The organism is Micromonospora sp. NBC_01796 (assembly GCF_035917455.1).
Lineage (GTDB): Bacteria > Actinomycetota > Actinomycetes > Mycobacteriales > Micromonosporaceae > Micromonospora_G.
In genome coordinates this window covers 1803533-1825297 of the sequence record NZ_CP109078.1, presented here as the reverse complement: position 1 = coordinate 1825297, position 21765 = coordinate 1803533, and the positions used below count along the sequence as shown (strand labels likewise).

21 protein-coding genes are annotated in these 21765 nt (G+C 72.2%); 11 read left to right on the top strand and 10 right to left on the bottom strand.

The window, feature by feature from the left end; all coding sequences use genetic code 11:
- Positions 1 to 59 precede the first annotated feature (59 nt).
- Both OIE47_RS08375 and OIE47_RS08370 read right to left on the bottom strand, forming a co-directional pair.
- Positions 60 to 902, bottom strand: coding sequence for an SGNH/GDSL hydrolase family protein (locus tag OIE47_RS08375; RefSeq protein WP_326560936.1), 843 nt, complete (start codon positions 900 to 902; stop codon positions 60 to 62).
- Positions 899 to 1993 (bottom strand): SGNH/GDSL hydrolase family protein, encoded by a 1095-nt coding sequence (locus OIE47_RS08370; protein WP_326560935.1) that lies wholly within the window; start codon positions 1991 to 1993, stop codon positions 899 to 901. The genes OIE47_RS08375 and OIE47_RS08370 overlap by 4 nt, the downstream gene beginning before the upstream one ends.
- A gap of 172 nt (positions 1994 to 2165) precedes the next feature.
- Here OIE47_RS08370 and OIE47_RS08365 point away from each other — a divergent pair, with 172 nt between their 5' ends.
- Both OIE47_RS08365 and OIE47_RS08360 read left to right on the top strand, forming a co-directional pair.
- Positions 2166 to 2522 (top strand): YkvA family protein, encoded by a 357-nt coding sequence (locus OIE47_RS08365; protein WP_326560934.1) that lies wholly within the window; start codon positions 2166 to 2168, stop codon positions 2520 to 2522.
- A 127-nt stretch (positions 2523 to 2649) separates the two neighbouring features.
- Positions 2650 to 4020 (top strand): cystathionine beta-synthase, encoded by a 1371-nt coding sequence (locus OIE47_RS08360; protein ID WP_326560933.1) that lies wholly within the window; start codon positions 2650 to 2652, stop codon positions 4018 to 4020.
- Positions 4021 to 4027: 7 nt separating this feature from the next.
- Here the strand turns inward: OIE47_RS08360 and OIE47_RS08355 are convergent, their stop codons facing one another.
- From OIE47_RS08355 to OIE47_RS08330, 6 genes are all read right to left on the bottom strand, one after another.
- Positions 4028 to 4984, bottom strand: a complete 957-nt coding sequence (locus OIE47_RS08355) for a S1C family serine protease (protein ID WP_326560932.1) — start codon at positions 4982 to 4984, stop codon at positions 4028 to 4030.
- Positions 4985 to 5066: 82 nt separating this feature from the next.
- A complete protein-coding gene (locus OIE47_RS08350) occupies positions 5067 to 5579 on the bottom strand; it encodes a GNAT family N-acetyltransferase (RefSeq protein WP_326560931.1) in 513 nt (170 codons plus the stop codon).
- Positions 5576 to 6496 carry a ribonuclease Z gene (locus OIE47_RS08345; RefSeq protein ID WP_326560930.1) on the bottom strand — a complete coding sequence of 307 codons (921 nt, stop codon included), beginning with the start codon at positions 6494 to 6496 and terminating at the stop codon, positions 5576 to 5578. The genes OIE47_RS08350 and OIE47_RS08345 overlap by 4 nt, the downstream gene beginning before the upstream one ends.
- Before the next feature lie 360 nt (positions 6497 to 6856).
- On the bottom strand, positions 6857 to 7219 hold the full coding sequence (locus OIE47_RS08340) for a YciI family protein (protein ID WP_326560929.1): 363 nt from the start codon (positions 7217 to 7219) through the stop codon (positions 6857 to 6859).
- 127 nt (positions 7220 to 7346) lie between these two features.
- On the bottom strand, positions 7347 to 8018 hold the full coding sequence (msrA, locus tag OIE47_RS08335) for a peptide-methionine (S)-S-oxide reductase MsrA (RefSeq protein ID WP_326560928.1): 672 nt from the start codon (positions 8016 to 8018) through the stop codon (positions 7347 to 7349).
- 132 nt (positions 8019 to 8150) lie between these two features.
- The gene (locus OIE47_RS08330) at positions 8151 to 8570 is read right to left on the bottom strand and encodes an HIT family protein (RefSeq protein ID WP_326560927.1); all 420 of its coding nucleotides are present in this window, start codon (positions 8568 to 8570) and stop codon (positions 8151 to 8153) included.
- Between the two features lie 23 nt (positions 8571 to 8593).
- On the opposite strand from OIE47_RS08330, the gene OIE47_RS08325 reads away from it, so the two are divergent.
- The 3 genes from OIE47_RS08325 (at position 8594) to ilvA (ending at position 12549) form a co-directional block, all read left to right on the top strand.
- Positions 8594 to 9736, top strand: coding sequence for a cystathionine gamma-synthase (locus tag OIE47_RS08325; RefSeq protein WP_326560926.1), 1143 nt, complete (start codon positions 8594 to 8596; stop codon positions 9734 to 9736).
- Between the two features lie 32 nt (positions 9737 to 9768).
- Positions 9769 to 11151, top strand: coding sequence for an amidase (locus OIE47_RS08320; protein WP_326563023.1), 1383 nt, complete (start codon positions 9769 to 9771; stop codon positions 11149 to 11151).
- A 174-nt stretch (positions 11152 to 11325) separates the two neighbouring features.
- Entirely contained in the window at positions 11326 to 12549 is a 1224-nt protein-coding gene (gene ilvA / locus OIE47_RS08315; RefSeq protein WP_326560925.1) for a threonine ammonia-lyase, read from the top strand.
- 103 nt (positions 12550 to 12652) lie between these two features.
- Here ilvA and greA read toward each other — a convergent pair whose 3' ends face one another.
- Together greA and OIE47_RS08305 are read right to left on the bottom strand one after the other, a co-directional pair.
- Complete coding sequence (greA, locus tag OIE47_RS08310) at positions 12653 to 13153, bottom strand: transcription elongation factor GreA (protein ID WP_326560924.1); 501 nt, start codon at positions 13151 to 13153, stop codon at positions 12653 to 12655.
- Positions 13154 to 13333: 180 nt separating this feature from the next.
- A complete protein-coding gene (locus OIE47_RS08305; RefSeq protein WP_326563022.1) occupies positions 13334 to 13768 on the bottom strand; it encodes a DUF4307 domain-containing protein in 435 nt (144 codons plus the stop codon).
- Between the two features lie 143 nt (positions 13769 to 13911).
- Between OIE47_RS08305 and mca the strand changes: the two genes are divergently transcribed.
- The 6 genes from mca to purE all read left to right on the top strand — a co-directional run bounded on the left by mca (position 13912) and on the right by purE (position 21749).
- The gene (gene mca, locus OIE47_RS08300; protein ID WP_326560923.1) at positions 13912 to 14793 is read left to right on the top strand and encodes a mycothiol conjugate amidase Mca; all 882 of its coding nucleotides are present in this window, start codon (positions 13912 to 13914) and stop codon (positions 14791 to 14793) included.
- A 51-nt stretch (positions 14794 to 14844) separates the two neighbouring features.
- The gene (locus OIE47_RS08295; RefSeq protein WP_326560922.1) at positions 14845 to 15150 is read left to right on the top strand and encodes a hypothetical protein; all 306 of its coding nucleotides are present in this window, start codon (positions 14845 to 14847) and stop codon (positions 15148 to 15150) included.
- A gap of 253 nt (positions 15151 to 15403) precedes the next feature.
- A complete protein-coding gene (locus OIE47_RS08290; RefSeq protein WP_326563021.1) occupies positions 15404 to 17947 on the top strand; it encodes a putative bifunctional diguanylate cyclase/phosphodiesterase in 2544 nt (847 codons plus the stop codon).
- A 50-nt stretch (positions 17948 to 17997) separates the two neighbouring features.
- Complete coding sequence (locus tag OIE47_RS08285; RefSeq protein ID WP_326560921.1) at positions 17998 to 19992, top strand: thioredoxin domain-containing protein; 1995 nt, start codon at positions 17998 to 18000, stop codon at positions 19990 to 19992.
- Positions 19993 to 20067: 75 nt separating this feature from the next.
- On the top strand, positions 20068 to 21240 hold the full coding sequence (locus OIE47_RS08280; RefSeq protein ID WP_326560920.1) for a 5-(carboxyamino)imidazole ribonucleotide synthase: 1173 nt from the start codon (positions 20068 to 20070) through the stop codon (positions 21238 to 21240).
- Positions 21237 to 21749: a 5-(carboxyamino)imidazole ribonucleotide mutase gene (gene purE, locus OIE47_RS08275; protein WP_326560919.1), complete on the top strand. Its 513-nt coding sequence runs from the start codon at positions 21237 to 21239 to the stop codon at positions 21747 to 21749. Before OIE47_RS08280 ends, purE begins: the two co-directional genes overlap by 4 nt.
- The last annotated feature ends 16 nt before the right edge of the window (positions 21750 to 21765 follow it).

The following is a 21765-nucleotide window of genomic DNA, read 5'->3' as shown; positions in this document are numbered from 1 at the left end:
AACTTACGGCGGAAGTCATCGAGGCTGTGATGATTCCGGCTGGAGCCGAGGGCGCCCCGTCAGTGCTGCCGGGTGACCGCCGCCGCCTCGGCCACGGCCGGCAGCAGGGCGTGGGCCCACACCCGGTACCCGTCCGCCGAGGGGTGGTAACCGTCGTGGCAGAGGGTCCCGGCGTCGGCCCGGAACACGGGACCGGTCTCGGCGGCCAGGTCGACCGCGACGCCGCCGGCCGCGAGCACGGCCCGCGACTGGGCCCTGGCCGTACGCCGACCGAGCAGGCCGGTGACCTGGCGCAGCGGTTGCGCGATGGCGCGTACGGCACCGAGGTCGGGGCAGGTGCCGACGACGACCTCCACCCCGGCGTTGCGCAGCCGGCGTACGGCGGCACCCAGGTAGGCGGCCGTCTCACCCGGTCGGCGCAGTGCGGTCACGTCGTTGGCCCCGATCAGGATCACCGCCACGTCCGGGCGTTCCCCGAGCAGTGCCCGCGCCACCTGGGTGGCCAGGTCCGTGGCCCGGGAGCCGGACACCCCGACGCTGGACAGGTGCACCAGACGGTGACCCTCGCCGGCCAGGTTCCCGCTGGTGGGGCCCGTACCGTCGGCCAGGAGCCGGGCGAGCTGACCGCCGACGGTGTCCTCGACCCGGTTCACCCCGACGCCGAGCGCCGACGAGTCGCCGAGCAGGACCAGCCGGAGTACGGGCGCACCGGTCCGACCGACCACGGAACGCAGCGCCAGTCCCAGTTCCGGCTGGGCGTAGCGTCGGTTGCGGGCCAGCAGCACCTCACCGGCGAGCAGGGCGGCGCCGCCGACGGTGCCGGCGATCAGGGTCAGCGCGGCGCTCCGGCCGAGCTGGCCGGCGGTACCGCTCCGTTGGCGCGGAGTCCCGCTCGCTGTCATGCTCGTTCCTCCACTGTGGACGGCTCGGCTCCGGTCGTGGTCGCCCCGGTCGAGCCTGCTTCATGGGCGGGCGCGGCCGGCTCCTCGCCGCGCTGGTGGCCGAACCAGGCCCGGCGTCGGCGCAACTGCGCCCAACGCCCCGCGGGCCCGCGCTCGCGTCCGCCGACCTCGGTCCCGCTGACCTCCGTACCGGCGTTGCGGGCCGCCTCGTGCGCGGCGGCCGGCAGCGAGCGGACCCCCTCGCCCTCGGCGAGAGCCGGCCGACGCTCCTCGGCCGCGCCCAGCGCCACCAGGACCGTCGGCAGCAGTGCCGCAGCCGCGACCGCGTAACCCTCGGCGGACGGGTGAAAGTGGTCCCAGGCGAACATCCGGGTCGGTTCGGCCGCGAATCGGGGACCGAGCAGGTCACCCAGGGACACCGTCGCGCCACCGGCCTCGACCACGGCCACCGTCTGCGCGGCGGCGAGCTGGCGACTCCAGCGCCGGGCCAGCCACCGCAGCGGCGGCTTGATCGGCCGGATCGCGCCCAGGTCCGGACAGGTGCCGACGACCACCTCGGCGCCCGCGCCGCGCAGGTCGCGGACCGCGTCGACCAGATAACGTACGGCGATCGACAGCGGCGTACGCGCGGTCACGTCGTTGCCGCCGACCAGGATCACCGCCAGCTCCGGCTCCAGTTCGAGGGCCGCCTCGACCTGCGGTGCCAATCCGGCCGAGCGGCTGCCCACCACGGCGAACCGGTGCAGTCGTACCGGCCGGCGCAGGCGGCGGGAGATACCGGTGGCGAGCAGGGCGCCGGGCGTCTCCCGGGGGCGGTGTACGCCGTACCCCGCCGCGGACGAATCGCCCAGGATGACCATGGTGAGGGGCTTGCCCGGGAACCTCGCCCCGTACACCCCGTCACCGCGCGGCGGCGGTGCCTGCGCGAGCGGGATGATCCGTCGGGCCTGCCGGGCCTGGCCGATCAGCACCGCCCAGGCGGTGGCCGTGGTCGCCGCCGTCACCCCGGCACCGAGGATCGTCAGCTTCGCGACCCGGCGCACGGTGTGCCACGGCGCCTGTTGCCGCGTCACCGAACCGGCCGTACTCATCAAGCGCCCCCCGCCTTCGCGGACATCCTGCGGCCTTCGAGGCTATCTCGGTGGGTCGTTTCGCGCTGTCGGTGTTTTGGCTCCTCCCGGGTCGGGATGCGGCGGGTGTCCCTTTCCCGCGCTGCGGGGAAGTTGCCCCCATGTGCATCATGGGCGGAAGGAGGGTGCGGACATGGCGAAGACACTGAAGCGGACCGCGGCGTTTGCGGCGCTGGCCCGGGCGTTGACATCCGGGACGCGGGGCGGCCCGTCGCTGGGGGCCCGGCTGGGGGCGCTGCCCCGGATGATCCGCGCGACGGCCCGCGGCGAGTACGACGGCGGCCTGCGGTTGGCCCTGATGGCGGCGGCGACCGCGTACGTGGTCTCACCGATCGACCTGGCACCCGAGCTGTTGCTGGCGGTTTTCGGACTGGCCGACGACGCGCTCATGGTGACCTGGCTGGCCGGCAGCGTGCTCGCCGAGACCGAGCGCTTCCTGGTCTGGGAGGCCCGTCGGGACAGCGTGGTCCCCGGCCACGTGGTGCCCTGAGTCCCCGGCCACGTGGTGCCGTGACCCCACGTAGGCTGATCTACGCAGCCATCGGGGCTGACCTGGCACAGCCACGGACCATCACCCGGCCACGAGCCGGACGGGCCACGCGGAAAGGCACATCGAGGTGCGCTACTACGACAATGTCGTCGACCTGATCGGGCACACACCCCTGGTGCGGTTGAACCAGGTCACCGCCGGCATCTCCGCGACGGTGCTCGCGAAGGTGGAGTACTTCAACCCCGGTGGCTCGGTGAAGGACCGGATCGCGCTGCGGATGGTCGAGGAGGCGGAGCGGGCCGGCCTGCTCAGGCCCGGCGGCACCATCGTCGAGCCGACCAGCGGCAACACCGGTGTCGGGCTGGCCCTGGTCGCCCAGTTGCGGGGCTACAAGTGCGTGTTCGTCTGCCCGGACAAGGTCAGCGAGGACAAGCGCAACGTGCTGCGGGCGTACGGCGCCGAGGTGGTGGTCTGCCCGACCAGCGTCGCGCCCGAGGATCCCCGCTCGTACTACAACGTCTCCAACCGGCTCGCCGAGGAGATCCCGAACGCCTGGAAGCCCGACCAGTACTCCAACCCGGCGAACCCCCGGTCGCACTACGAGACGACCGGACCGGAGCTGTGGGAGCAGACCGAGGGGCGGATCACGCACTTCGTGGCCGGGGTCGGCACCGGTGGCACGATCTCCGGGATCGGCCGCTACCTCAAGGAGGTCTCCGGCGGCGCGGTGAAGATCATCGGCGCCGATCCGGAGGGTTCGGTCTACTCCGGCGGCACCGGGCGGCCGTACCTGGTCGAGGGGGTGGGGGAGGACTTCTGGCCGACCACCTACGACCGGACGGTCGCCGACGAGATCATCGAGGTGTCGGACAAGGCGTCGTTCGACCTCACCCGGCGGCTGGCCCGCGAGGAGGGCCTGCTGGTCGGTGGGTCCTGCGGGATGGCCGTGGTGGCGGCGCTGGAGGTGGCCCGCAAGGCCGGTCCGGACGACGTTGTCGTGGTGCTGCTGCCCGACGGCGGGCGCGGTTACCTGTCGAAGATCTTCAACGACGAGTGGATGGCCCGGTACGGGTTCCTGGAGACCGGAAACGCCGAGCCGACCGTGGCGGACGCCCTGGCCAGCAAGCCGGGCGGGGTGCCGGAGCTGATCCACGTGCACCCGACCGAGACGGTCCGGGACGCGATCGACTACATGCGCGAGTACGCCGTCTCCCAGCTCCCGGTACTCAAGGCCGAACCGCCGGTGGTCACCGGTGAGGTGGCCGGTTCGATAGCCGAGCGGGACCTGCTCGACGCGCTCTTCACCGGCCAGGCACACCTGCACGACACGATCGAGCGGCACATGGGTCCGCCGCTGCCGATGATCGGCGGTGGGCAGCCGGTGAGCGAGGCGGTCAACCTGCTGGAGAAGTCGGACGCCGCGCTCGTACTGGTCGACGGCAAGCCTCGGGGCGTACTGACCCGGCAGGACCTGCTCGCCCACCTCGGCGCCCGCTGAGCGTCGGTCAGCGGCTCAGCTCCGCCGGGACGGCGATCACGTCGACGAAGGCTCCCCGGCGGAGCAGGGTGACCGGCAGGCGGCTGCCGATCGCCGGCCCGAGCATCAGGCGCTGCAGCCCCTGCCCGCTCTGCACCGGCCGGCCCCCGGCCGAGATGAGCACGTCACCGAGGTAGATCCCGGCGCTGCCGGCGGGGCTGCCCGGCACCACCTCGACCACCCGCAGGCCCCGGCGCTGACCGGTGCGTTCGGCCACCGCCGGGGGCAGCGGGACCGGCACCCCGGCGACGCCGAGCCAGGCCCGGCGTACCCGCCCGGTGGAGACCAGGTCGCCGATGATCTGCCGGGTGGTGGAGTTGATCGGTACGGCCAGGCCGAGCCCGTAACCGGCCACGGCGGTGTTCACCCCGATCACCCGTCCGGCCGAGTCGGCCAGTGCCCCGCCCGAGTTGCCGGGGTTGAGGGCGGCGTCGGTCTGGATCACGTCCTCGATCAGCCGGACCAGCCGGCCGTCGCGGGCGGGCAGGGACCGGCCCAGGCCGGAGACCACCCCGGCGGTGACCGAGCCGGCCAGCCCCATCGGGTTGCCCACGGCCACCACGAGCTGGCCGATCCGGAGCTGGTCGGCGTCGCCGAGTTCGGCCGGCGGCACGCTGGTCGACCGGACCCGGAGTACGGCCAGGTCGGAGAGGGGGTCGGTGCCGACCACGTCGAACCGGGATTCGGCGCCGTCGGCGAAGGTGGCCGTACCGCCCTCTGCTCCGTCGACCACGTGGGCGCTGGTGAGCAGGAGACCGTCGGCGGTGAAGGTGACCGCGGAGCCGGCCCCGTTGCCCCGCGCGGAGCGCACCGCGAGTGCGGCGACGCTCGGCAGGACCCGGGAGGCGACCCCGGTGACCACCCGGGAGTACGCGTCCAGGGCGTCGGCTTCGGTGGGAGGTGGCTGGATCTGTTCGCCGTCCATGTCGCGGACAACGTCCAGCGGTGCGCTTCGATGCCCGACCGGGCTCCGCTGACAGCGAACAACGCGGGGGACGCGCGGGCGGTTAGGGCAGGTCCCGGACGTAGCGCAGTTGCGGCACGAGGGCGGAGCCGACGTGTTCGGTCCGTTCGACCCCGTCGGCGGTCCACCCGCCGCGCCGGTAGAACTCCTGGGCGTGCTTGTTGCCGGCCAGCACCCAGAGGGCCGCCCGGTGCCAGCCGCGCCCGTGCAGGGTGCCCAGCGCGTCGACCATCAACGCCCGACCCAGGCCCCGGCCCTGGTGGTCCGGCTCCAGGTGGATGGCGCAGAGTTCGCCGTACCCGGTCGGGTCGAGTTCGTGCGGTCCGACGTAGTTGAAGCCGACCAGCCGGTCACCGGCGTCGACCACGGTCATCAGGTGGGTGTCCCGCTCCCACTTCCAGCGTTCGCTCCACCACTGGCCGAGCAGGTCGCCGGAGTCCGAGGCGAGCGCCTCGGCGGGTACGAAGTCCCGGTAGGCGGCCTGCCGGGAACGCGCGTGCAGCCCGCCCACGGCCATCAGGTCGTCGGCGGTGGCCGGGCGCAGGGTGACGGTCACCCGGCCGAGGATAGCCGGGGCACCCGTACCCGACCGAGGTCCTCGGCCACCACCAGGTCGCCGGCGAAGTGTTCGCGTGCCTCGGCGGCGAACCGGGCCGGGTCGGGGTAGCGCTGGGAGAAGTGGGTCAGCACGAGTCGGCGTACGCCGGTTTCGGTGGCCACCCGCGCGGCCTGCGCCGCGGTCAGGTGCCCCGCCTCGGCGGCCAGCGCGGCGTCCTCGGTGAGGAAGGTCGACTCGATCACCAGCAGGTCGGCCCCGTCGGCGAGGTCGTACACGGCGTCGCAGAGCCCGGTGTCCATGACGAAGGCGAACCGCTGCCCCCGGCGCGGTTCGCTGACCGCGTCCAGGGGCACGCGGCGCCCGCCGGACTCGATCTCCCCGGCGCGGATCAGCTCGCCGACGGCCGGCCCGGAGATGCCGTACGCGGCCAGCCGTTCCGGCAGCATCCGGCGCCCGTCCGGCTCGACCAGCCGGTAGCCGTACGCCTCGACCGGGTGATCGAGTCGGCGGGCGGTGATCGTCGCGCCGCTGATCGGGATGGTCTGGCCGTCGGATTCGACGGGTTCCGGGCGGACGTCGGCGGTTTCGTGGAAGGCGCTGGCGTGCCGCAGCCGGTCGAAGTACTCGGTGCCGCCGGCCGGGAAGTGCACCGGGACCGGGTGCGGCACCCGGTCCAGGGAGAGGCGTTGGATCATCCCGGGCAGGCCGAGGCAGTGGTCGCCGTGGAAGTGGGTGATGCAGATCCGGGTCAGGTCGGTGGCCGAGACCTTGGCCCGCAGCATCTGCCGCTGGCTGCCCTCGCCGGGGTCGAAGACGATCATCTCGTCGTCCCAGCGCAGCAGGTAACCGTTGTGGTTGCGCTGCCGGGTCGGTACCTGGCTGGCGGTGCCCAGGACGACCAGTTCACGGGTCATCTGGGGCCTCCGGGGTCGAAAAGGTGCACCGGATATGGAACGACCCCCGGGGCTTCCGCGCGGTGCGCGGGCCGGCTGGACAAAGCCGGCACCCCGGGGGTCGGGTGGCTGTCTCGGATTCGCCGCACCGCTGCCACACGGTCTCGACGATGTTGCACTGTCAAGGACAGCGGCTAGCGGACAGCCACCTCACGAGTCCCGTTGCTACACAAAGCTTGGACCACCTCCTCTCACGTGTACGGCCACGTTAACCACCTTCGGGCCGGTCCGCCAATGGTTTTAGATCACTGATCAGACGCTTGCACGGGCGACGCCGACCGGGCAGCTCATCCTTCGCGGCCGGGACTGCCGACTCCCCGCTCACCCGTCACCGGGTTGCGGGGCGCGGCCGAACCGTCGGACCTCCTGGGGCCAGCCGCACGCTTGCGCGAGCTTGCCGGCCCACATTCGGGCCGTTTCCTCGTCGGCCACGTCCACCACGGTCAGCCCGCCCAGCCACTCCTTGGTCTCGACGTACGGCCCGTCGGTGAACATCACCGTGCCGCTCGTGGCGTCGGCACTGGATACGGGGCCGTCCACTTCCAAGCCCCCGGCGAACAGGTACGCCCCGGCTGCCTTGATCTCGTCCACGACCGCCGCAGCGAGTGGGCCGCGCTCGCGAAACCACTCCTCGGTGTGGTCACCCACCCACTGCTGGTTGAAGTAGATGAGGTACTCGGCCATGTCTGCTCCCTCGACTCGGGCGGACCTTTGTCCGCCTCCATCTTCGCTACGAACGGCGCCGGGCGGATGCGACACGTCAGGCCGGAAATTCCCGCGTCGATGGTTGGCAGGGGAGCGCTGGTGCGGACTAGTGAAGGTCGGACGGCACCCGGGCGACGCCGACCGGGCAGCTCATCCCGTTCGGGCCGTGGTTGCAGTACCCGTTCGGGTTCTTGGTCGGCGCCAGGTACTGCTGGTGGTAGTCCTCGGCGTAGTAGTAGTCGCCCAGCTCCCCGATCTCGGTGGTGATCTCGGGCAGGCCCGCCTCGGCCACCACCGGGGCGAACGCCTCGCGGGACGCCTGCGCCACGCGCGACTGCTCGGGGGTCGTGGTGTAGATCGCCGAGCGGTACTGGGTGCCCACGTCGTTGCCCTGGCGCATGCCCTGGGTCGGGTCGTGGTTCTCCCAGAAGACCTTGAGCAGGTCCTCGTAGCTGATCTCGGTGGGGTCGTAGACCACCTGTACGGCCTCGGTGTGCCCGGTGAAGCCCGAGCAGACCTCCTCGTACGTGGGGTTCGGGGTCTGGCCGCCGGCGTAACCGACGGAGGTGGAGATCACCCCCGGCAGCGTCCAGAACAGTCGCTCGGCGCCCCAGAAACAGCCCATGCCGAAGACGGCCGTCCGGCTGCCCTCGGGCCAGGGACCCTGCAACGGCGTCCCGAGGACGACGTGCCGGTCGGGCGCCGAGATCGGGAAGTCGCGTCCGGGCAGCACCTGGTCGGGGCTGGGCAGGCTGGCCTTCATTCGCCGTAGGAACACGGTAGGTCTCCTCTCATACCTCTGCCCTGTGTAACCACGCGCCGGTCAAGATCCTTACCCGGCTCGTCCGGCACCCGGGGGTACCCGCCGACGGGCGGCTCAGGCGGTCGGTGGCGGGCGAGGAGGGCGCGGTCAGGCGGGCGGGAGTGCGGCGGCGATCCGGGCCGCGTAGCCGGTTGCCGCGTCGGCGTCGTCGTACGTGGTCCGGGGCCAGAAGAAACCGCGCAGGCCGTCGCCCTTGGTCCGGGGGACCACGTGGGTGTGCAGGTGCGGGACGGACTGGGACACCCGGTTGTTCATGGCGACGAAGGTGCCGCCCGAGCCGAGTCCGGTCTCGACGGCGATGGTGATCCGCTGTACCAGACCGAAGTATCCAGAAAGCGAAGAAACAGGCAAATCGGGCAAAACCTCATAATGCTCTCGGGGTACGACCAGTACATGACCCCGGAAAACCGGTCTGGTGTCCAGAAACGCCATCCCGGCCGGCTCGTCGGCGACGGTGAAGGCCGGCACGGAACCCGCGACAATGCCACAGAAGACGCAAGGCTTCACCCCGGCAGACTAACGTCACCCCAATGAATTACGGCTTCGAGACGCTCGCCATCCACGCCGGTCAGGAACCTGATCCACGCACCGGCGCGGTAGTGCCACCCATATATGCAACCAGCACCTACGCCCAGGACGAGGTCGGGGCGCCGCGGCTCGGTTACGAGTACAGCCGGTCGGCCAACCCGACCCGTACGGCACTGCAGGAGTGCCTCGCCGCGATCGAGGGCGGCCAGGTCGGGCTCGCCTTCGCCAGCGGCCTCGCCGCCGAGGACACCCTCCTGCGTACGGTCTGCCGCCCCGGCGACCACGTGGTGATCCCGGACGACGCGTACGGCGGCACGTACCGGCTCTTCGCCAAGGTCCTGCACCGGTGGGGGCTGAGCTGGACCGCCGCGAAGCTCTCCGACCCGGAAGCCGTACGGGCCGCGATCCGCCCCGGCCAGACCAAGGTCATCTGGGTGGAGACGCCGACCAACCCGCTGCTCAACATCGCCGACCTGCCGGCTCTCGCCTCGATCGCCCACGAGGCCCAGGCACTGCTCGCGGTCGACAACACGTTCGCCTCGCCCTACCTGCAACAGCCGCTGGCGCTCGGCGCCGACGTGGTGGTCCACTCCACCACCAAGTACCTCGGCGGCCACTCCGACGTGATCGGTGGGGCGCTGATCACGGCCGACCGCGGCCTGGGCGAGGAGCTGACGTACCACCAGAACGCGATGGGCGGCGTACCCGGCCCGTTCGACGCCTGGCTCACCCTGCGCGGGATCAAGACCCTCGGCGTACGGATGGACCGGCACTGCGACAACGCCGAGCGGATCGTCGACTACCTCTCCGCGCACCGGGCCGTGGCCGAGGTTCGCTACCCGGGCCTGCCCGACCACCCCGGGCACGAGACGGCGGCCAAGCAGATGCGCCGGTTCGGCGGCATGATCTCGTTCCGGGCGGCCGGCGGCGAGGCGCAGGCGGTCGACATCTGCAACCGGACCAAGCTCTTTGTGCTCGCCGAGTCCCTCGGCGGGGTGGAATCGCTGATCGAACACCCCGGCCGGATGACACATGCGAGTGCTGCCGGCTCGCCGCTTGAAGTTCCCGCCGATCTCGTGCGACTGTCTGTCGGCATCGAAACGGCTGACGACCTGCTCGCCGATTTGGAGCAGGCGCTCGGCTGACCTTTCGGGAGGGGTGGGGAGTGCAGGAGCTCATGCCGTCCTGGGTCGGCGCGACCGCGAAGCAGATCGCGCGGGCGGTCCGCCGTGGTGACGCGTCCGCCACCCAGGTGGTGGCGGACCACCTCGACCACATCGCCCGCAGCGACGGCGAACTCGCCGCGTTCCGGGTGGTACGGGGTGGCGAGGCGATCGTCGAGGCGGAGAAGGTCGACGAGCAGGACGACCTGGCCAACCTGCCGCTGGCCGGGGTGCCGATCGCGGTCAAGGAGAACACTCCGGTCGCCGGCCTGCCCACCTGGAACGGCTCCGCAGCGGCCCGTACCGCGATCGCCGAGGACGACCACGAGGTGGTCCGGCGGCTGCGTGGTGCGGGCGCGGTGATCGTCGGCGTGACCCGGATGCCGGAACTGGGCCTCTGGGCGTTGACCGACGACGAGGGCTCGGTCACCCGCAACCCGTGGCAGCTCGACCGCACCCCGGGCGGCTCGTCCGGTGGTGCGGCGGCTGCGGTCGCCTCCGGTCTGGTGCCGATCGCGCACGGCAACGACGGGCTCGGCTCGTTGCGCATCCCCGCCGCCTGCTGCGGGCTGGTCGGGCTCAAGCCCGGCTCCGGTGTGGTGCCCTGCCAACTCGGCGCGGACGACTGGTTCGGGCTCACCGAACACGGCATCCTCGCCACCACCGTCGCCGACGCGGCCGTCGGCTTCTCCGTACTCGCCGGCCGGCGACCGGACAAGCTGGTGCCGCCGCAGCGCCTGCGGGTGGCGGTCTCGCTGCGTTCACCGGTGGCCGGCGTACGCGCCGACGCGCCCAACACCGACGCGGTCGCCACCGGTGCCCGGCTGCTCGCCGCCGCCGGGCACGACACCGTCACCGTCGACCCGGTCTACCCGACCTCGCTCGGGCTGCGCGGGATCGCCACCTGGCTGGCCGCCGCCTCCCGTGACGTGGAGGAGGCCGGACTCGACCGGCGGACCCTGCAACCGCGCAGCCGGCGGCACACCGGACTCGGCGCCTGGGCGTACCGGCGGGGCTACGTCCGGGAGTCCGACCGGTCCGGGTGGCGGGAACGGTCGATCGGCTTCTTCACCGACAACTCGGTCGACCTGCTGCTCACCCCGGCGCTGGCGGCGACCCCGCCGCGGGCGGAAGGCTGGGCCGGCCGCTCGTGGCGGGCGAACATGATGACCAACATCCGGTACGCCCCGTACGCCGCCCCGTGGAACATGGCCGGCCTGCCGTCGCTGGTGGTCCCGGTCGGCCTGCGCCCGGACGGGCTCCCGGTCGGGGTGCAACTCGTCGGCCCGCCCGGCTCGGAACTGCTGCTGCTAGGCGTGGCCGGCCAGTTCGAAATGGCCGCCCCGTGGCCCCGCCACGCCCCCAACTGGCCCCGAGTCCCACACCCCACCCCCTAACCCCAAGATCCGCGCTCAGGTAGAGAAAGAGTGGTTGTCCGGCGGCGGATAGCCACTCTTTCTCTACATGAGTTCCCTACCACCCGGGGGGTGGTGGGCGGTGGGCGGTGTGATGGCGGGCATCGGCGGGGCGCCCCGGAGGGCGGGGCCGGGACGGGGTGCGACGATCTGGACATGACGGACCTGGTCGGCCTCGCCGACGTGCACGCCGCGCGCGAACTGCTCGCCGGCATCACCCGTACCACCCCGCTGGAGCCATCCCGGCCGCTCAGCGCCGCGCTCGGCGGGACGGCCTGGCTCAAGTGCGAACACCTCCAGCGGGCCGGGTCGTACAAGGTGCGCGGTGCGTACGTGCGGATCGCCCGGTTGTCCGAGCAGGAGCGGGCGCGCGGGGTGGTCGCGGCCAGCGCCGGCAACCACGCCCAGGGGGTGGCTCTCGCCGCCGGCCTGCTCGGCATCAACTCGACCGTCTTCATGCCCGTCGGCGCGCCGCTGCCCAAGGTGGCGGCGACCAAGGGGTACGGCGCCCGGATCGAACTGGTCGGCAACACCGTGGACGAGTCCCTCGTCGCGGCCCGCGACTTCGCCGACCGCACCGGAGCGGTGTTCATCCACCCGTTCGACCACCCCGACGTGATCGCCGGCCAGGGCACCGTCGCGCTGGAGATCCTGGAGCAGTGCCCGGACGTGAAGACGATCGTGGCCGGGGTGGGCGGCGGCGGGCTGGTCTCCGGGATCGCGGTCGCGGTGAAGGCGCTCCGTCCCGACGTACGCGTGATCGGGGTCCAGGCGGCCGGCGCGGCGGCCTTCCCGCCCTCGCTGCTCGCCGGCCGGCCGGTACGGCTGCCGGCGTTCGCCACCATCGCCGACGGAATCGCGGTGGGACGCCCCGGCGATCTCACCTTCGCGCACGTGAGCAAGCTGGTCGACGAGGTGGTGACGGTCTCCGAGGAGGACATCTCCCGGGCCCTGCTGATGCTGCTGGAGCGGGGCAAGCAGGTGGTCGAGCCGGCCGGCGCGGCCGGGGTGGCGGCGCTGCTGGCGGGCGTGGTGGAGGTCGAGGCGCCGGTGGTGGCGGTGGTCTCCGGCGGCAACATCGACCCGCTGCTGCTGCTGCGGGTGATCGAGCACGGGCTCGCCGCGGCCGGGCGTTACCTGCGTCTGACGGTGCGCTGCAACGACCGGCCGGGTCAGCTCGCGCTGCTGCTCAGCCAGATCGCCGAGCACCGGGGCAACGTGGTCGACGTGGTGCACCAGCGACACAATCCGCACCTGCGCCTGGGCGAGGTCGAGGTGGCGCTCTCGGTGGAGACCAGGGGAGCGGAGCACTCCGACCGGCTGATCAGCGCGCTGCGGGCCAGCGGTTACCAGGTGGCCTTCGGTGAGGCGGCCGGCTAGGAACGCCGGCCCTAACCGACTCGGCCGTCACCGGCGCGGTGCCGTTCGACCGGGATCGGGGTGGTCCCGACCCCGGTCGAATCGTGATCGAGGGGTCGACCGGTCAGCCGGCGAACGGCTCGAAGGCGACCACGGTGACCTTGATGTCCGCACCGCTCGGCGCGGTGTACGTGACCGTCTGGCCGGCACGGGTGCCGAGGATGGCCTTGCCGAGCGCGGACTCGGGGCTGTAGACCGTCAGGTCGGTGGTGGCCGCGATCTCCCGGGAGCCGAGCAGGAAGGTCTCCTTGTCCTCCTCGTCGTCGTCGAAGTGGATCGTGACGACGGTGCCCGGGGCGACCGAGTCGGCGTTCGGCGCCTCACCCACGGAGGCGGTACGCAGCAGTTCCTGGAGGTAGCGGATGCGATGCTCCTGCTTGCCCTGCTCCTCGCGGGCGGCGTGGTATCCGCCGTTCTCCCGCAGATCGCCTTCTTCGCGCCGGGCGTTGATCTCCGCGGCGATCACCGGCCGGCCGGCGATCAACTCGTTGAGCTCGGCCTGCAGGCGGTCGTGCGCGTCCTGGGACAGCCAGGTGGCGGGCGCCTCGCGGTCGGTCGTGGACACAGACGATCTCCTTGGGTAAACGGACTGCTGCGGACAGGAACGAAGTACCAAGTTACCAGTGCGATACACACCGGACGGGTGATGATTTATTGCCGAACTGAACCGAACGGCCCCGATCGGCTCACAGACGGTGTTCGGGGGCCTCGCGTCGCGACGGCTCGGGGCTGGTCCGGCCCCGGCTCAGTCGGCCGCCCGGCAGCGCAGTACCTCGCCGACGAGGGCCTTGCCCGTGGTGGTGAGCTGGTGCTCGACCACGGGCTGCCGCTCGCCGGCCGGGGCGTCGACCCGTACCTCTTCGCGGGCGACCTCGGCCCCGTCCCGGGACCGGGCGCGTACCGCGCAGATCGCCGAGCCACCGGCCGGGACGGTCACCCGGAAGACCAGCCGCAACTGGCTGTCGGTAATGTCGGTGTAGGTGATCACCTGGGCGTCGTAGGTGGGGTCGCCGTACTGTCGGTAGAGCCGGGCGGAAGCCAGGCCGAGGACGGCCACCAGGGCGACCACCAGCAGTGCGCGCAGCCAGGGGCGGCGGCGTCGGGGCGCGCGTCGGTGTCCGTACCGGTCGGCGGGGAAGACCGGCGCGTCGGAAGAACGAGTGGCGTTCGTCTCGGTCACCGGGCACATCTCCTGCGGGGCGTTGTCGGTGGCATCGGCCAGAATGGCAGAGTCCATCTTCGCAAACGGTTACCGAACGATACCGGCAGGTCAGCCGGTCGAGCCGCGGGGGCTCGGCGGCAGCACGGACGAGGAGTATTTCGTTGGCAGAGCAACTGCGTCTCATGGCCGTACACGCGCATCCCGACGACGAGTCGAGCAAGGGCGCGGCGACCATGGCGAAGTACGTCGCCGAGGGCGTGAGCGTGCTCGTCGCGACCTGCACCGGCGGTGAGCGGGGCAGCGTCCTGAACCCCAAGCTGGACCGGCCGGACGTCTGGGCGAACATCGGCGAGATCCGTCGGGCGGAGATGGACGCGGCCCGGGGCATCCTCGGTGTCGAGCAGGCCTGGCTGGGCTTCGTCGACTCCGGGCTGCCCGAGGGCGACCCGCTGCCGCCGCTGCCCGAGGGGTGCTTCGCGCTGCAGGATGTCGCCGTCGCGACCGGTTCGCTGGTCCGGCTGATGCGGGAGTTCCGTCCGCACGTGGTGACCACCTACCCGGAGGACGGCGGTTACCCGCACCCCGACCACATCATGTGCCACAAGATCAGCGTCGCGGCCTTCGACGCCGCCGGTGACCCCGACCAGTTCCCCGAGTTGGGGCCGGCGTGGCAGCCGCTGAAGCTCTACTACGACATCGGCTTCTCCAAGGCGCGCTTCATGGCCCTGCACGAGGCGGTGCTCGCGGCCGGGCGGGAGTCGCCGTACGAGGAGTGGCTCAAGAACTGGGAGGACCGCCCGGACAAGGGGCCCCGGGTCACCACCCGGGTGGAGTGCGCGGAGTACTTCCCCGTACGCGACGACGCGCTGCGGGCGCACGCCACCCAGATCGACCCGGACGGCTTCTTCTTCCAGGTGCCGATGGAGATCCAGCAGCGCGCCTGGCCGACCGAGGACTTCCAGTTGGTCAAGTCGTTGGTGGAGAGTCCGCTGCCGGAATCCGACCTGTTCGCCGGCGTACGTGAGACCGCCCGTGCCCGTTGACCTCGCCGGGGCGTACTGTTATGGCAGCTCGCCTATCGAAGGATCCCAGTCATGCTGACCGCTGTTGACGTGCTTGCCGCGAACAACTTCGGGGACACCCGAACCGGTGGCCTGGCCGGCCCGATGGGCCTGTTCCTGATCGTGGTGCTGGCCATCGCCACGGTTCTGTTGATCCGCAACATGAACGCGCGACTGCGTCGGCTGCCGGACCGGTTCCCGGACCAGCGCACCGACGAACCGGGCGGCCGGGTCGATTCGTCCGTTCCGGGACCAGTCGAGGCGGACTTGGCAGAGGAATCTGATGGAACCGCTCCCAGGGCCTCCCACCTGCGCAGTAACGGGCACACGACGACATGATCGCGGCTAAACCGGCCAGGCGCCCCCTGTTGCGCCAAACCGGTTTGGCTTAGCCTTCCGCCGGGGACCAAAAGTCCCCGCACCGTGCGCGGGAGGGGGCGCCGATGAGAGTCAGACCCGACGCCCGAGGCGGTGCGCGGCCCGAGCAGGCGCCGCGTCGTTGGACGGCGGGCGGAGGCGGCCCGTGACATCCGGCCGGCCTGCCGCCTCACGGACGGCGGCCCTGGTCGGCATCTCCGGCACCCCCCGGCGGATGCTCATCCTCACCGCAGCCGTGCTCGCCGCAGCCCTCGCCGCCGCCGTGGTCGGTCTCGCCGTACCGGCGGACCTGCCGCCGGACGACCCGCTCGGCTCCGTCCATCCGCTCGCCCGGCTGGCGATCGTGGCCGGCGTGTTCGCACTCGCCCAGTTGGCCCGGCTCCGGTTCCGGGTCGCCTCCGGCACCGTCAACGTCACCTGGGGTGAGGCCGCGCTCGTCATCGGCCTCTACCTGGCGCCCGCCGGCTGGCTGCCGGTCACCGCCCTGGTCGGCGCCGGGCTCGGCTGGGGACTGCTGTCGATCTTCCCCGATCGGCGATCGTTCGTCGAGGTCGTGCACATCGCCGCCTCCCTGACCGCCGCCGTCGCGCTGGCCACCGCCGTCACCACCGCCCTCGGCGAACCGCTCGGTGCCCCGCTGACGCCCGCGCTGACCGTCGCGCTCGTCCTCGGTTCGCTGACCTACCTGTTCGCCACCGGCTGGCTGGCCTCGCTCACCATGTCGCTGCGCCACCGGCTCCCGATGGGACCCCTGCTGCTGCGTGCGCTCCGTGGCAAGCTGCCGATGTTCGTCGGCAACGTCCTGGTCGGGCTGGCCGTGATCACCATCCTCGAACACAGTCTCCGCTGGCTGCTGCTCCTCCCACCGCTGTGGTGGCTGTTGCAGCAGACGTACAGCCAGCGGCTGCGTACCGACGACGAGCGGCGTACGTGGCGGGCCTTCGCCGAGGCCACCGGGGCGCTGAACCAGCTCGACGAGCGCGGGGTGGCGACCGCCGGGGTGCACGGCGCGCTCGCCGTGTTCGGCGCGGACCGGGTCGACCTCCACGTCGCCCGCAGCGGCAACCGGTGGCGCCGCTACCGGGGCGGTGGCGGCGAGCCGGTCACGGACCAGGACCTGACGGCGCCACCCGAGCCGGAGACCGACCCCCACCTGCTGTCCCGGACGCTCGAGGTCGGGGCCAGGCCGGTCGGCGAACTCCGGGTACGGTTCCCCCGCTCGGTCCGGCCCGGCGAGCGCGAGCGGGACGTCCTGTCCGCGTTCGCCGACGCCCTGGCCGCCGCGCTGCACGACGCCGCCACCCACCAGGAACTGCGGATCATGGCCGCCCAGTCGTCGTACGAGGCGGTGCACGACCCACTGACCAAACTGGTCAACCGCGCGGCGATGCTGAGCAAGGGCGACCTCGCGCTGCACCGGCTCGGACACGACCACCCGGTGGCCCTGCTCCTGCTCGACATCAACAACTTCAAAGAGGTCAACGACACCCTCGGGCACGCCGCCGGGGACGAGTTGCTCCAGGTGACCGCCCGCCGGTTGCAGGAACTGCGCCGCGACGGTGAGGTGCTCGGCCGGCTCGGCGGCGACGAGTTCGCCCTGCTGGTCACCTCCCTCCCGGCGACCCCGCTGCCGACGCCCGCCGTGCCGGCGCTGCAACTGCCGGTCGCCACCGAACTCAGCGTCTTCGGCGAATGGCCCGCGTCGCTGCCGTACCCGCTGCGCCGGGCTCGGGAGATCGTGGAGGAACTGGCCGCCCCGACCGAGGTGGCCGGCGTACGGATGTCGGTCGAGGCGTCGGTCGGTGTGGTGGTGGCCGGTGCCGGCACCGCAGACATGACCGAACTGCTGCGCCGGGCCGACATCGCGATGTACCAGGCCAAGGCGGGCGGCGGCAGTGTCGCCAGCTACGACAGCAGCCAGGACGCGGCCAGCACCGACCAGCTCGCGCTTCTCGCCGAGCTGCGTGAGGCGCTCGCCGCCGACGACCAGCTCATGCTCGCCCTCCAGCCCGCGGTCGACCTCGCCACCGGGGCGCCGACCGGGGTGGAGGCGCTGATCCGGTGGCGGCACCCGCGCCGGGGCCGCCTCGGTCCGGTCGACTTCGTCCGGACCATCGAGGGCAGCGAACTGCTCGGCCCGTTCACCCGGTACGTGGTCGACAAGGCCCTCGCGGTGGCCGCCGACTGGGCCCGGCACGGACTGGACGTACCCATCTCGATCAACCTCTCCGCGCGCAGCCTGCTCGACCCCCGGCTCCCCTCGGAGGTGGCCGAATCCCTGCGCCGCCACCAGGTGCCGGCCCACCGGCTGGTCCTGGAGATCACCGAGACGGTGGTGATGAGCGAGCTGGGCGTGATCGACGAGGTCCTCTCCGAGCTGCGGGCGATGGGGATCCAGCTCGCCGTGGACGACTTCGGCACCGGCTTCTCGTCGCTCACCTTCCTGACCCGGATCCCGGTCGACGAACTCAAGGTGGACCGGTCCTTCGTGATGGCGATGGCCGACTCGCCGGAGGCCGCCGCGATCGTCCGGTCGACCGTCGGGCTGGGCCGCGAACTCGGCCTGCGGGTGGTCGCCGAGGGTGTGGAGACGGCCGACCAGCGGGCTGCCCTGGCCGAGCTGGGCTGCACCGCGGCCCAGGGTTACCACTTCTTCCGCCCGATGGGGTCGGACAAGATCGTCACGGTGTTGCAGACCCAGCTCGACAACTCCCAACAGGCCCGGATCTTCCCCCTGCACGCCGACGGCGCGTCCTAGAGCCGGGGGACACCCGCCCGCCGTCGGCCGCCGGTGGATATGGTCGTCGGGTGAATCGACTGGCGAGCGCGACCAGCCCGTACCTGCTCCAGCACGCGGAGAACCCGGTCGACTGGTGGCCGTGGTCCGACGAGGCGTTCGCCGAGGCGAAACGACGCGACGTACCCGTGCTGATCTCCGTGGGGTACGCGGCCTGCCACTGGTGCCACGTGATGGCGCACGAGTCGTTCGAGGACCCGGCGGTCGGGAAGCTGCTCAACGACAACTTCGTGTCGATCAAAGTGGACCGGGAGGAACGGCCGGACGTCGACGCGGTCTACATGACCGCCACCCAGGCGATGACCGGGCAGGGCGGCTGGCCGATGACCGTACTCGCCGCGCCCGACGGGACGCCGTTCTTCTGCGGCACGTACTTCCCCCGGGTCAACTTCGTCCGCCTCCTGGAGTCGGTCACCACCGCCTGGCGGGACCAGCGCGAGGCGGTGTTGCAGCAGGGCGCCGCCGTGGTCGAGGCGATCGGCGGCGCGCAGGCCGTCGGCGGCCCGACCGCCCCGCTCACCGCCGAACTGCTCGACGCCGCCGCGCAACAGCTGGGCCGGGAGTACGACTCCGTCAACGGCGGTTTCGGTGGCTCCCCGAAGTTCCCGCCGCACATGAACCTGCTGTTCCAGCTCCGGCACTACCAGCGCACCGGTTCGGAGCGGACCCTGGAGATCGTCCGGCACACCGCCGAGGCGATGGCCCGGGGCGGCATCTACGACCAGCTCGCCGGTGGTTTCGCCCGCTACTCGGTCGACGCCCACTGGACCGTGCCGCACTTCGAGAAGATGCTCTACGACAACGCCCTCCTGCTCCGGGTCTACACCCAGCTCTGGCGGCTCACCGGGGACCGGCTGGCGCAGCGGGTGGCGGGGGAGACCGCGGCCTTCCTCCTGGACGGTCTCGGCACCGAGGCCGGCGGGCTGGCCTCCGCCCTGGACGCGGACACCGACGGGGTCGAGGGCGCCACGTACGCCTGGACCCCGACCCAACTCGTGGAGGCGCTCGGCACCGACGACGGCCGCTTCGCCGCCGACCTGTTCACGGTCACCGCCGCGGGAACCTTCGAACACGGCACCAGCGTGCTGGAACTCGGCCGCGACATCGACGACGTCGACCCCGAGGTGGCGGACCGGTGGCAGCGCGTACGCACCGAGCTGCGGGCCGTACGCGACCTGCGTCCGCAGCCGGCCCGGGACGACAAGGTGGTGGCCGCCTGGAACGGGCTGGCCGTCACCGCCCTGGTCGAGTACGCGACCCTGACCGGCGACCCGGTGACCGCCACGGCGGCGGTGGACATCGCCGAGGTGCTGGCCGGGCGGCACATCGTCGACGGGCGGCTGCGCCGGGTCTCCCGGGACGGGAAGGTCGGTGAGCCGGCCGGGGTGCTGGAGGACTACGGGGCGGTGGCGGAGGCGTTCTGCGCGGTGCACCAGCTCAACGGCGAGGGCCGGTGGCTGACCCTGGCCGGAGAACTGCTGGACGTCGCCCTGGACCACTTCTCCACCGGGCAGGGCGGCTTCTACGACACCGCCGACGACGCCGAGAAGCTGATCGCCCGCCCGGCCGACCCGACCGACAACGCCACCCCGTCCGGCCTGTCGGCGGTGGTGGCGGGGCTGGTGGCCTACTCGGCGTTGACCGGTGAGCCGCGCTACCGGGAGGTGGCCGAAACGGCGCTGGCGACGGTGGCACCGATAGTGGCCCGGCACGCCCGGTTCACCGGGTACGCCGCCGCCAGCGGTGAGGCGCTGCTCTCCGGCCCGTACGAGGTGGCGATCGTCACCACCGACCCGGCCGGTGACCCGCTGGTGGCTGCCGCCCGTCGGCACGCCCCGCCGGGGGCGGTGGTTGTCGCGGGGGCCCCGGACCAGGAGGGGGTGCCGCTGCTGGCGGACCGCCCGATGCTGGACGGCGGCTCCACCGCGTACGTCTGCCGGGGGTTTGTCTGCGATCGCCCGGTCCGTACCGTTGAGGACCTGGTCGCCCAGCTTTCCCGGCGGTGACCGACGAGCGGTGCCGCACCCGGACGCCGGGTGCGGCGGTCGGTGGCGGGACCGCCCGCTAGGCTTGCCGGCGTTATGGATTCCCGAACCGGTCTGCCCGTTGTCGGCATGGTGGGGGGCGGCCAGCTCGCCCGGATGACCCACCAGGCCGCGATCGCCCTCGGCCAGTCGCTGCGTGTACTGGCGCAAGCCCCGGAGGACGGGGCCGCGCTGGTCGCCGCCGACGTCCGGTACGGCGACCACACCGACCTCTCCGCGCTGCGGATCTTCGCCAAGGGCTGCGACGTGGTCACCTTCGACCACGAGCATGTGCCCAGCGAACACATCCGCGCCCTCGCCGCCGAGGACGTGAAGCTCTACCCGTCGGCCGACGCCCTGCTCTACGCGCAGGACAAGCACGCGATGCGGGAACGGCTCAGCGCGCTCGGTGCGCCCGTACCGCGCTGGCGGCCGGTGACGGCGCCCGCGGACCTGACCGGGTTCGGTGACGAGGTCGGCTGGCCGGTGGTGCTGAAGGCCGCCCGGGGCGGCTACGACGGCCGTGGGGTGTGGGTCGTGGCGAACGCCACCGACGGGGCCGCCCAGGTGACGAAGCTGCTCGACGGCGGGACCCCGCTGATCGTGGAAGAGCGGGTGGCGTTGCGTCGGGAGTTGGCCGTACAGGTCGCCCGCTCGCCGTTCGGGCAGGTCGCGGCGTACCCGGTGGTGGAGACCGTGCAGCGGGACGGTATCTGCGTCGAGGTGCTCGCCCCGGCACCGGACCTGCCGGAGCCGCTGGCCCTGGCCGCCCAGCAACTGGCGATCGACATCGCCACCACGCTCGACGTGGTCGGCCTGCTCGCGGTGGAACTCTTCGAGGTCGCCGGTCCGGACGGGGGTCCGGCGCTGGTGGTCAACGAGTTGGCCATGCGACCGCACAACTCCGGGCACTGGACCATCGAGGGGGCTCGGACCTCGCAGTTCGAGCAGCACCTGCGGGCGGTCCTGGACTACCCGATGGGCGACACCGCGCTGACCGCGCCGGTGGTGGTGATGGCCAACGTGCTCGGCGGGGCCGAGGGCGGGATCTCGATCGACGAGCGGCTGCACCACCTCTTCGCCACCGACCCCGGCGCCAAGGTGCACCTCTACGGCAAGCAGGTCCGTCCCGGTCGGAAGATCGGCCACGTCACGGTGCTCGGTGACGATCTCGAACAGGTACGCGCCCGCGCCGCGCGGGCCGCACAGTGGCTCCAGGAGGGGCGATGACGGCTGCGCAGGCAGCGACCCGGGTTGGCCTGATCATGGGCAGTGACTCGGACTGGCCCACCATGAAGGCCGCCGCCGACGTCCTGGACGACTTCGGGATCGGCTACGAGGTACGGATCGTCTCGGCGCACCGTACGCCGGTCAAGATGATCGAGTACGGCCAGCAGGCCGCCGGCCGTGGCCTCAAGGTGATCATCGCGGGCGCGGGTGGGGCGGCGGCCCTGCCGGGCATGGTCGCCTCGGTGACCCCGCTGCCGGTGATCGGTGTCCCGGTGCCGCTCAAGCACCTGGACGGCGTCGACTCGCTCTACTCGATCGTGCAGATGCCGGCCGGCATCCCGGTCGCCACCGTCTCGATCGGCAACGCCCGCAACGCCGGGCTGCTCGCCGTACGCATCCTGGCCACCGCCGACGACGTCTTGCAGGCCAAGGTCGTCGCCTTCTCGGAGTCGCTGGAGGCCCTGGTCGAGCAGAAGGAAAAGGCCCTCCAGGCCAACCTCGCCGGCTGAGTTCCCTTCAGCCGGC